General features: G+C 72.2%; 7 protein-coding genes and 1 riboswitch. Of the genes, 5 read left to right on the top strand and 2 right to left on the bottom strand.

What is annotated here, in order from left to right; translation table 11 throughout:
- Position 1: 1 nt before the first annotated feature.
- Positions 2 to 565, bottom strand: a complete 564-nt coding sequence (locus tag AB0J68_RS17805) for a hypothetical protein (RefSeq protein ID WP_363939441.1) — start codon at positions 563 to 565, stop codon at positions 2 to 4.
- Between the two features lie 71 nt (positions 566 to 636).
- Positions 637 to 6,483: a ThuA domain-containing protein gene (locus AB0J68_RS17800; RefSeq protein ID WP_363939439.1), complete on the bottom strand. Its 5,847-nt coding sequence runs from the start codon at positions 6,481 to 6,483 to the stop codon at positions 637 to 639.
- A gap of 290 nt (positions 6,484 to 6,773) precedes the next feature.
- Positions 6,774 to 6,883: riboswitch (TPP riboswitch) on the top strand.
- On the opposite strand from AB0J68_RS17800, the gene thiE reads away from it, so the two are divergent.
- From thiE to AB0J68_RS17775, 5 genes are all read left to right on the top strand, one after another.
- Complete coding sequence (gene thiE, locus AB0J68_RS17795) at positions 6,878 to 7,501, top strand: thiamine phosphate synthase (RefSeq protein ID WP_363939437.1); 624 nt, start codon at positions 6,878 to 6,880, stop codon at positions 7,499 to 7,501. It overlaps the preceding riboswitch by 6 nt.
- The gene (gene thiO / locus AB0J68_RS17790) at positions 7,498 to 8,724 is read left to right on the top strand and encodes a glycine oxidase ThiO (RefSeq protein ID WP_363939436.1); all 1,227 of its coding nucleotides are present in this window, start codon (positions 7,498 to 7,500) and stop codon (positions 8,722 to 8,724) included. The genes thiE and thiO overlap by 4 nt, the downstream gene beginning before the upstream one ends.
- Positions 8,715 to 8,915 carry a sulfur carrier protein ThiS gene (gene thiS / locus AB0J68_RS17785; RefSeq protein WP_234583421.1) on the top strand — a complete coding sequence of 67 codons (201 nt, stop codon included), beginning with the start codon at positions 8,715 to 8,717 and terminating at the stop codon, positions 8,913 to 8,915. The genes thiO and thiS overlap by 10 nt, the downstream gene beginning before the upstream one ends.
- Complete coding sequence (locus AB0J68_RS17780; protein WP_363939433.1) at positions 8,912 to 9,691, top strand: thiazole synthase; 780 nt, start codon at positions 8,912 to 8,914, stop codon at positions 9,689 to 9,691. The genes thiS and AB0J68_RS17780 overlap by 4 nt, the downstream gene beginning before the upstream one ends.
- The gene (locus AB0J68_RS17775) at positions 9,688 to 10,377 is read left to right on the top strand and encodes a thiamine phosphate synthase (protein WP_363939431.1); all 690 of its coding nucleotides are present in this window, start codon (positions 9,688 to 9,690) and stop codon (positions 10,375 to 10,377) included. The genes AB0J68_RS17780 and AB0J68_RS17775 overlap by 4 nt, the downstream gene beginning before the upstream one ends.
- Positions 10,378 to 10,390 lie beyond the last annotated feature (13 nt).

Genomic DNA, 10,390 nt, shown 5'->3' with positions numbered 1-10,390 from the left:
CTCATCCCGTACGACGCGCGCGGCAAGAAGGCGTTGGAGCTGACCTTCCGGGAGGGCCGAACAGCATGGCCGCCCCCATCGCCGCGGCGACCAGCACGAGGCCGGCCGCCGCGAACGGCCACCAGCCGGCGCCCGCCCCGCTGTCGCCGGTCCCGTCCGCGGTCACCGCGACCGGTCTGGGGGCCGGAGGTGACTGCGCCGCCCGGGCCTGCACCGTGGCGGTGGCCTTGCCCTGCAGCGGAGCGGGGGAGTTCACCGTCACCTTCCACGTGCCGGTGGAGAGCACCGGGCCGCTGCTGTAGAACCCCTGCCCCTCGGGCTGTGGCTCCAGCTGCACCGGCCCGACCCGCTGCCCGTCCGGGCCGGTGGCGGTGAGCACCAACCGCACCAGCTGGTCCAGCCGACGGCCATCGGTGTAGGTGGCCTGGATGGTGACCCCCTCGGCGCCGTCGCCAGCCACCGTCAGCTTGAGTTTGTCGGCCTGGGCGGCCGCCGGGGCCGCGGCGAACAGGGTCAGGGCCAGTCCGGCGAACACGGCGGCGACCACCTTGCGGATACCCGTCACGGACATCTCCTCACTACGGATGAGGGAGGCCCCTCCCCGACACCGTGGCGTCGGGGAGGGGCCTCGTCGGATCAGAGCTGGCGGCCCGGAGCGAGCCGGGTGACGTCGCCACTCAGTCGCCCGGCACCCTTGACGGGTTTGCCGTCGTTCGCCTTGACCCCGGCGTTGCTGGCGGGCGTTCCGCCGAGCCGCACCGTCATGGCGTCGGCGTCGCGGATCAGCACGTCCCGGATCTCCGCCTCGGTCACCAGCTTGGTGTCCGCGGCGAGCTTCCGGAATGCGGTCAGTTCCTTGAGCGCCTTGTTGTCGTTGCCCGCCGCCTCGGCCTTACGGACGGCGTCGAGCTTGTTCGTCAGATCCTTGTGGGCCTTGGCCGAGAGCCGCCCCGTCGCCTTGAACCGGTCCAGCAGGTTCTGCATGTCCCGGAACGAGGTGGTGACGAAGAACCGGACCGCCGAGGTCGTCGTGTTGCCGGCCTTGTCGGTCGCGGTGACGGTCAGCTCGTGCAGGCCGAGCGGCAGCTCGTACATGGCCTGCAGGGTGCCGCTGGCGTACGCCTTGCCGTCCAGTTGGCCGACCACGGTCGCGATGCCCGAGGTCGGGTCGACGGCCTGCCAGGACACCCGAACGTCCTGGCTGTCCCCGTAGAGCTGGCCGTCGGCGATACCGGAGACCAGCAGCGTCGGCTTGGTGCCGTCGATCTTCAGGATCGCCGACTTGAGCGTCTCGGCGTTGCCCGCCTTGTCGGTGGAGCGGTACAGCAGCTCGTGCTGCCCGTCACCGGTCACCTCGACCGGCTTCGAGTACGGCGTCCACGCGCCGCCATCCAGCGACCACTCGACCGTCTTGACTCCGGAACCGGCGTCGGTCGAGGTCAGCACCACCGGGATCGTCCCGTTGTGCCAGCCGGCGTCGTTCGCCGGAGCGAACGTCGCCGTGGTGACCGGCGCGGTGGCGTCGATCTTGACCGAGACGGTCTTCGTCGACTCCACGTTGCCCGCCTGGTCCGTCGAGCGGAATCGCAGCTCGTGCGCCCCGTCGCCGCTGACCGTCACCGGAGCGGTGTAGTCGGTCCAGGTGGTGGCCCCGTCCAGCTGGTACGCCGTACCGGCCAGTCCGCTGCCGCCGGCCTCGTCGGCGGCGGTCAGGGTGACCGTCACCGGCCCGGTGTACCACCCGTCGGTGGGGGTGCCGGACACCGCCGCGGTGGTGACCGGCGCCTTCTCGTCGGCCACCTTCGTGCTCAACCGGAAGTAGTCGAACGAGGCCGTCTTCGACGCCGTCTGGTTGGCGCCGAGGGTGAACAGACCGACCTTCGGGGTGGCCCCGACCGCGCTGTTGGTCAGCGCCTCCAGCGTGGTCCAGGTCGTCCCGTCGGCCGAGTACGACGCCGTGAAGGTGTTGCCGCTGCGGGCCAGCCGCAGGTGCCACACCGCCGAGGTGAGGCTTGTGGCCTCCGGCTGCGGGTTCTGGACGACGCCGCCGATCTCGCTGCGGAACTCGATCCGCCGCGTCACCGTCTGGCCGGCCTGGTTGTCCGCGATGAAGTCGAACTTCAGGTAGTTGTCGTCGTCCGCCTGCACGAGCAGACCGGCCTGCTGGTACTGCTCGTTCAGCAGGCTGCCGTCGACAGTCGTCTCCAGGGTCCAGTCGCCCGAGGGCGCGGTCTGGAGGATGAAGTTCTTCGGCCCGGTGTTGCTGGTGCCGTAGATGTCACCGTTCGGCACGTCGATCCGCAACGCGCCACCGGTGACCCGGTAACCGTTCGGGTCCTCCCGCAGGATCGCGTCCCACCGGCACTTGTCCAGCGTGTCGCCGGTGAACTCGTCCGACGGGTCGATCGGGCCGGCCGGGGCGTCCGGCGTGACCTGGAACGAGTCGAAGGCCGCGTCGACCACGGGTGCCTCGGTGCCTCCGTTGAGCGCGAAGACCCCGATCCGCGGGTTGGTGATGCCGGCGAGCGCGGCCGACCGGCCGGCCGGGGTGAAGGTCTGCCCGTCGCCCGAGAAGGCCGCGGTCAGGTTCGTCCCGTCGCTGGTGATCCGCAGGTACACGGTGTCACCCGCCGGTGCGGCGGCGTTGTCGGCAGCGTCGTTGCGCGGCGTTCCGGCCGTCTCCCGGATGAACTCCACCCGCCGGCTGCCGTTGTAGAGCAGGTCCAGCTTGGCGTAGTTGTCGTCGTCGCCGTAGACCAGCAGGCCAGCCTGCTGGTAGTTGGCCGTCACCGGCAGGGTGACCTTGGTGGTCATCTCCCAGGCGCCGCTCGGAGCCGCCTGGAGCACCAGGTTGGTGGCGTCGTTGCGCGCGCCGTAGAGGTCACCGACCCCGGTCGGCAGCCGCAGCGCGCCGCCACTGACCGAGTAGAGCTGGTTCTCCCGGACCACGCTGGTCCACCGGCCCTTGTCGAGGCTGGTGCCGTTGAAGTCGTCCGAACGCGCCCCGAAGCAGGACGTGTCCGGCGCGTTCACCCGCACCGGCACCGTGGCGTACGACTTGGCGCCCTTGCTGTCGGTCACCGTGAGGGTGGCCGTGAAGGCTCCCACGCTTGTGTACGTGTGGCTGGCGTCCAGGGTGGACGCCGTACCGCCGTCACCGAAGTCCCAGGCGTACGTCAGCGGGGTGTCGCCCTCGGCGTCGGTGGCCGTGCCGTCGAAGGAGACGGTGACCGGCACGGTGCCGGTGGCCGGGGTCGCGGTGGCGGTGACCACCGGCGGCCCGTTCTCGGTGACGCCGCGGCCGACGAAGTCCATCCAGTTGACGTTGAACAGGGAACCCGTTCCGCCGTTCGGATCGCGGGCCACGAAGTACAGCGAGCCGCTCGCGGCACCGGTGACCGGCGCGCTCACGTCCGTGTACGTCTGCCACGCGCCGGTCGCCGGAACGGTGGCCGTGGCCACGACCGGTCCGTCGACGGCGCCCGCGTGGACCTCGATCCGACCGCCGGCGGCGGCCGAGGCGGCCCGGAACCGGATCTCGGTGATGTTCGTCAGGTCCGCCGGGACGATCGACCACCAGTCGCCGTCCTCGATGAACCCGATGTTCTGGCCGCCACCTGCGGTGTCGGCCCCGGTCTCCCGCTGCACGCCGGCGTCTCCGCCGCCGGTGCCGCCCGGCACCCGTCCGGTAGCCGTGAAGTACTCGGCCTGCTTCTGCTTGGGCTGCAGGATCTCGATGTCCCGGCCGGTGAGCGCGCCGGACCCGCCGGCCCCGCCCTTGTCGGTGTAGGTGGCCTCGAAGACCGCGAACACGTTCGCCTCGGCGCCGTGCCCGGAGGCGAGCGACGTCTGGACGGTGCCGGTGCAGCCGGTGTGCTGCTCCAGCGGGTGGGCGTGCTCGTCGTGACCGAGCAGCACCTGCAGGTTCACCCGGGCGCAGTCGATCTGCCCGTCCTCGGGGTCGGTCACCTTGACCGTGTAGCGGACCTGGTCACCCCAGTTGAAGAAGCCACCGTCCGGCGGGAACTCGATGCTCACCGTCGGTGCGGTGTTGCCCACGGTGACCGGCACGTTGGCCACCGCGGTACGGCCCTTCGGGTTGGTCACGGTGAGCTGGGCGGTGTAGTTGCCCGCCGTCGCGTACGTGTGCGTCGGGTTGGCCTCGGTGGAGGTCTGCCCGTCGCCGAAGGTCCAGGCGTAGGTGAGCGCGCCGCCGTCCGGGTCCCGGGAGCCGGCGCTGGAGAAGGCGACCGTCAACGGCGCCGGCCCCGAGGTCGGGTTGGCGGACGCCGCGGCGATCGGTGCGCGGTCGCCGGCGGTGTAGTCGATCCGGTAGATGCCGGAGTCGTCGTTGTTGCCGCCGAAGCCCGTGCCCCACTCGATCAGGTAGAGCGCGCCGTCCGGGCCGAACTCGAAGTCCATCGGCCGGATCATGCGCATACCGGTGAGCAGCTGGTTGATGTCCACCAACGACTTGCCGTCGGCGGTCATCTGCATCGTGTACATCTTGTTCTGGTTCCACTCGCCGAGCAGCGCCTTGCCGTCGTAGTAGGCCGGCCACTTGCGGGTGGAGTTGAGGTTGGCGTCGTACCGGTAGGCCGGACCGCCCATCGGGGCGCCACCGCCACCGATCTCCGGGTACCGCGCGTCACCGGCGTAGCCGTAGTCGACGGTGGCCGGGACGACCGGCGGGAGGTTGGTCAGGCCGGTGTTGTTGGGCGAGTTGTTCACCGGCGCGGCGCAGTCGAACTTCGGACCGCTCGGGCCGGACGGGAACGTGTAGTCGTTGTACGCCTCGTTCGTCCCGGTGCAGTACGGCCAGCCGTAGTTGCCGGGGGTCACGACGTTCCACTCGACCAGACCGCGGGGGCCCCGGTTCGGGTTGTCCGCGTTGGCGTCCGGCCCGTAGTCCCCGACGTACAGCGTGTCGGTCTTCGGGTCGGTGCCGATCCGGAACGGGTTGCGGAAGCCCATCGCGTAGATCTCGGGACGGGTCTTCTCGGTGCCCGGCGCGAAGAGGTTGCCGGTCGGAACGGTGTACGTCCCGTCGTCCTCCGGGTGGATCCGGATCACCTTGCCGCGCAGGTCGTTCGTGTTGGCGGAGGTGCGCTGCGAGTCGTAGTCCTGACGGCCCGGCCGCTCGTCGAGCGGCGAGTACGCGTTCGACTCGAACGGGTTGGTGTTGTCACCGGTGGCCAGGTAGAGGTTGCCGGCGCTGTCGAAGGTCATGCTGCCGCCGGCGTGGCAGCAGGTGTTGCGCTGGGTGTCGACCCGCAGCACCTGCTTCTCGCTCGCCGGGTCGATGGTGTCGCCGGTCACCGTGAACCGGGACAGCAGGTTGCGGGTGACGCCGTCGTTCGGGGCGTAGTAGAGATACGCCCACTTGTTGGTGGCGAAGTCCGGGTCGAGCCGGATGCCGATGAGGCCGTCCTCGTTGCCGGTGAAGACGTCCAGGTCGACGGCGGTGACGGTGCTGCCGGTGTCGGGCTTGATGATCTGCACCCGGCCGTCGCGCTCGATGTAGAAGACCCGCCCGTCGGGGGCGATGTCCAGCTCCATCGGGTTGCTTGTGTTGCTGTCCAGCGTGACCTTCTCGAAGCTGGACGTCTTCGAGGCGCCGCAGTCGGCGTCGACCACGCCGGCCGCCGTCTGGATGCCGCCGAGCAGGTGCTTGAGGAACTCGGGCTCGGCGTACGACTCCCGGGTGTGCCCGCCGCCGGTGTACCAGGAGCGGCCACCGTCGAAGTCCTGGCACCACGCGGTCGGGTGGTCGGCGCCCATCGCGCCGGCGCCCGGGGTGTAGCTCTTCTCGTCCAGGCTGGCCAGCACGTGCACGTTTGGCCGGGGGTTGGTCTGGAAGTTGTACCACTCGTCGAACCGGGACCAGCGGTCCGGCAGTTCGGCGGTGGACGGGTGGGCGTGGTCCTCCACCTTGACGGTGGCCTGCTGGTTCTGCGGGTGGTTGGCGAAGTACGCGCCGACCAGGTCGCCGTACCAGGCCCAGCTGTACTCGGTGTCCGAGGCGGCGTGGACGCCGGCGTAACCGCCGCCGGCCCGCACGTAGCGCTCGAAGGCCGCCTGCTGGTCGGCGTCGAGGACGTCACCGGTGGTGGAGAGCCAGATCACGGCCTTGTACTTGGCGAGGTTGGCGTCGTTGAACGAGGCGCCGTCCTCAGTGGTGTCCACTGTGAACCCGTTCGCCGCGCCGAGCTGCTGGATGGCGGCGATGCCGGTGGGGATGGAGTCGTGCCGGAAGCCGGCGGTCTTGGAGAAGACCAGGACGGAGTAGGGGTCGGCCGCTGCGGCCTTCGGTGCCTTCGGCACCACCTGAGTGACCGGAGCCGCGGCCTGCGCGTCTCGCGGGGGGACCTGCGCCGCGGCCGGAGCCGCCTGCGCCGGCGACCCGAGCAGGGTCGTCGAGGCGAGCGCTAGGGAGAGCAGGGTAGCGGTGAGTGGTAAACGGGTACGACGAGAACGGGACACGCCGCCTCCAATGTCGCGGTGGACAGGAATCGCGGGGGCCGGCTGCCGAAGACCGTCCCGGATGGAGCCGGCGGGGAGGCCGTGCCAGGGCGTCCCCACCGGCATTTTGTCGAATCGCTGAACAAATTAATTCTGGTGTATCCATGTCGGGCAAGATGCCGGCCGGTAACGGTTCTGCAACGGCGTGCGACATTCCGAACAGGACCGGAGAAAGTACCCCATCGATGGGACCCTGTCCGGCCGGCGGCCGCTCCCTTGGCAGACCGGCGGAACTGTCGTACGGTGACACGCAAGTAACCCACGGGAGCCCGGTGTACCGGGCTGAGAGGGGGGCTGACAGCCCCCGACCGTCGAACCTGATCCGGGTAATGCCGGCGCAGGGAGGAGTGTTGCCGTGCCGTCCCTTGGACGACTGCATCTGATCACCGACACCCGACCCGGGCGTGACCCACTCACCGTGGTCCGGGCCGCCCTCGCGGCGGCCCGCGCCGACCTCGTCGTGCAGGTCCGGGTGGAGGACTCCGCGACCGATCGCGAGGCGTACGACCTGGCCGGCCGGGTGCTGGCGCTCTGCGCGCCGTACGGAGCGACCTGCCTGGTCAACGACCGGCTGCACGTGGCGCTCGCGGTGGGCGCCGCCGGTGGGCACGTCGGGGCCGACGACCTGCCGGTCGCCGCCGCCCGGCACGTGCTCGGCCCGACCGGCGTGCTCGGCGCCACCGCACGCGCGCCGGAGACGGCGGTCGAGGCGGTCACCGCCGGGGCCAGCTACCTGGGCGTCGGCCCGTGCCACGCCACCAGCACCAAGAACGGCCTGCCGGATCCCATCGGGCCTGCGGGCGTCCGCGCCGTCGCCGACGCCGTCGACGTGCCGGTCATCGCGATCGGCGGCGTGACCGCCGACCGGGTGCCGGCGCTGCGGGCCGCCGGGGCGTACGGGGTGGCGGTGGTCGGCGCGCTCTCCGACGCCGCCGACCCCGCGCGGGCGACCGCCGACCTGCTGCGGGCGCTGGCGTGACGCGCACCGATGTGGCGGTGGTCGGCGCGGGCCCGATCGGACTGGCCATCGCGTGGCGCTGTGCCATCCGGGGGTTGCGCGTCGAGGTGCACGACCCGGCTCCCGGGTCGGGGGCATCGGCCGTCGCCGCCGGCATGCTCTCCCCGGTCGCCGAGGCGTACTTCGGCGAGCGGCGGCTGACCGAGCTGCTGGTGGCGTCCGCCGCCCGCTGGCCCGGGTTCGCCGCCGAGCTGACCGAGGCGAGCGGCACCGAGATCGGCTACCGGACCGAGGGCACCCTGATGGTCGGGCTGACCGGCGACGACCTCGCCGAGGCACGCCGGCTCTGGGCGTACCAACAGGGGTTGGGTCTGCCAGTGACGCCGCTGCGCCCCAGCGAGCTGCGCGACCGCGAACCGGCGCTCGCCCCTCGGGTGCGCGGCGGCGCGCTCGCGCCCACCGACCACCAGGTCGACCCCCGGCTGCTGGTGCCGGCGCTGCGCACGGCCGCGCGGCGGGCCGGCGCGGTGCTCGTGCCGCAGCCGGTCCGGCGGCTGTCCGACGTGGACGCGGGGGTCACCGTGGTCGCCGCCGGCTGCGGGGCCGCCGCGCTCACCGGCCTGCCCGTGCGGCCGGTGAAGGGCCAGATCCTCCGGCTGCGCGCGCCCGGCGGCGTCGCGCCGGGCTTCCGGCACGTGATCCGGGGGTACGCCGACGGCGAGCACGTCTACCTGGTGCCCCGCGCCGACGGCGAGGTGGTCCTCGGCGCGACGGTCGAGGAGCGGGCGGACACCAGCGTCACCGCCGGCGCGGTGCTGCGGCTGCTGCGCGCCGGTGTCGACCTGCTGCCCGAGCTGACCGAGTACGACCTGGTCGAGGCGGTCGCCGGTCTGCGGCCCGGAACGCCGGACAACGCGCCGATCCTCGGGCCGCTGCCCGGCCGGCCGGACGTCCTGGCCGCCACCGGGCACCACCGGCACGGCATCGTGCTCACCCCGATCACCGCCGAGAAGATCGCCGACCTGGTGACCACCGGCGTGCCCGACCCGCTGCTCGCGCCCTTCGGCGCGGACCGGTTCGCCGTCGCGTCGTCGACCGGGACCGGCGACGCGGCACGGCCCGACGCGGGCGACGTGAGCGGACGCCGGTTCGCCGTCGCCTCTCCGGCCGGCGACGCGGCACGGCCCGGCGCGGGCGACGTGAGCGGACCTGGACGGACGACCGAGGAGGACCTGTGGAGTTGACGGTGAACGGGGCCGGGCGCAGCGTCCCCGGCGGCGCGTCGGTGGCCGACCTGGTCCGCGACGTCGCCCCGCACCAGCGTGGCGTCGCGGTCGCGGTCAACGGCGAGGTGGTGCCCCGGGCCGGCTGGCCGGGCACGGTGCTGCGCGACGGTGACCGCGTCGAGGTGCTGACCGCCGCGCAGGGCGGGTGAGCGGCGTGTCCTTCGAACTGGGTGGGGTCACGTTCTGCTCGCGGTTGATCCTCGGCACCGGCGGCACCGCGAACCTGCACGTGCTGGAACAGGCGATCCGGGCGTCCGGTACGGAGCTGGTCACGCTGGCGCTGCGCCGGGTGGGCACCGCCCCGGGCACCGCCGGAGGGCTGCTGGACCTGCTGGACCGGTGCGGCGTACGGCTGCTGCCGAACACCGCCGGCTGCCACACCGCCACCGAGGCGGTGAAGGTGGCCCGGCTGGCGCGCGACGCGTTCGACACCGACTGGGTCAAGCTGGAGGTGATCGGCGACGAGCGGACGCTGCTGCCCGACGGCGTGGAACTGCTCCGCGCCGCCGAGGAGCTGGTCGCCGACGGCTTCACGGTGCTGCCGTACACGAGTGACGACCCGGTGCTGGCCCGCCGCCTCGCCGACGTGGGCTGTGCCGCGGTGATGCCCGCTGGGGCGCCGATCGGCTCCGGGCTCGGCATCGGCAACCCGCACCACATCCGGCTGATCCGGCAGAGCGTGGACGTGCCCGTGATCCTGGACGCCGGCATCGGCACGGCGTCCGACGCGGCCCTGGCCATGGAGCTGGGGTGCGACGCGGTCCTGCTGGCCAGCGCGGTGACCCGGGCCGCCGATCCGGTGGCGATGGCCACGGCGATGCGGTACGCCGTCGAGGCGGGCCGACTGGCCGCCGGTGCGGGACGTATCGCCCGCCGCTTCCACGCCCTGCCGTCCACTCCCGACGAGGGAAGACCAGACCTGTGACGGGGTTGGTGCCGTCGGGGGTGGTCCTGTTGACCGATCGGCTGGTCGCCACGGGCGGGCTTGAACGGGTCGTCGCGGGAGCGGTCGCCGGAGGAGTGCGGTGGGTCGTACTGCGGGAGAAGGACCTGCCCCGCGCCGAGCGCGCCGCCCTCGCGGTCGACCTGCGCGCGATCCTCGCCGACGTCGACGGGACCCTCATCGTGGCCGGCCCCGACCCGCTCGGCGGCGACGCCGTCCACCTGCCCGCCGCCGGCCCGTACCCGCCGCCGCCCCACCAACTGGTCGGCCGCTCCTGCCACAGCGTGGCCGAGCTGAACCGCCTCACCACCGAGCACTACGCCACGGTCTCCCCAGTCTGGCCAACAAAATCCAAGCCCGGCTACGGCCCGCCCCTGAACGTCGCGGGACTGGGCAGCCTGGTGCGCGCCAGCCCGGTGCCTCTGCTGGCTCTGGGTGGGGTTGAAACCCCGGAACAGGTAACCGCGTGCGTCGACGCCGGAGCCGCCGGAGTGGCCGTGCTGGGCGCACTCATGCGAGCCAAAGACCCAGAAGAAACAGCCGCCACCCTGAGCAGCGCCTTCGTCAAGGCGGTCACCCAAAAGCTCGTAAAAAGCCGGCACAGGCGCACGGAGGTCTCCCGGTCAGGGCTGCGGCCGACCGTGCCCACTCCGGGCGGTCAGGCTTGATCCCTGCGTGGGC

Origin of the sequence: Micromonospora sp. NPDC049580 (assembly GCF_040675595.1) — a bacterium.
Taxonomy (GTDB): domain Bacteria; phylum Actinomycetota; class Actinomycetes; order Mycobacteriales; family Micromonosporaceae; genus Micromonospora.
The sequence above is the reverse complement of the archived record's forward strand: the minus strand, read 5'-3'. Positions and strand labels throughout refer to the sequence as shown.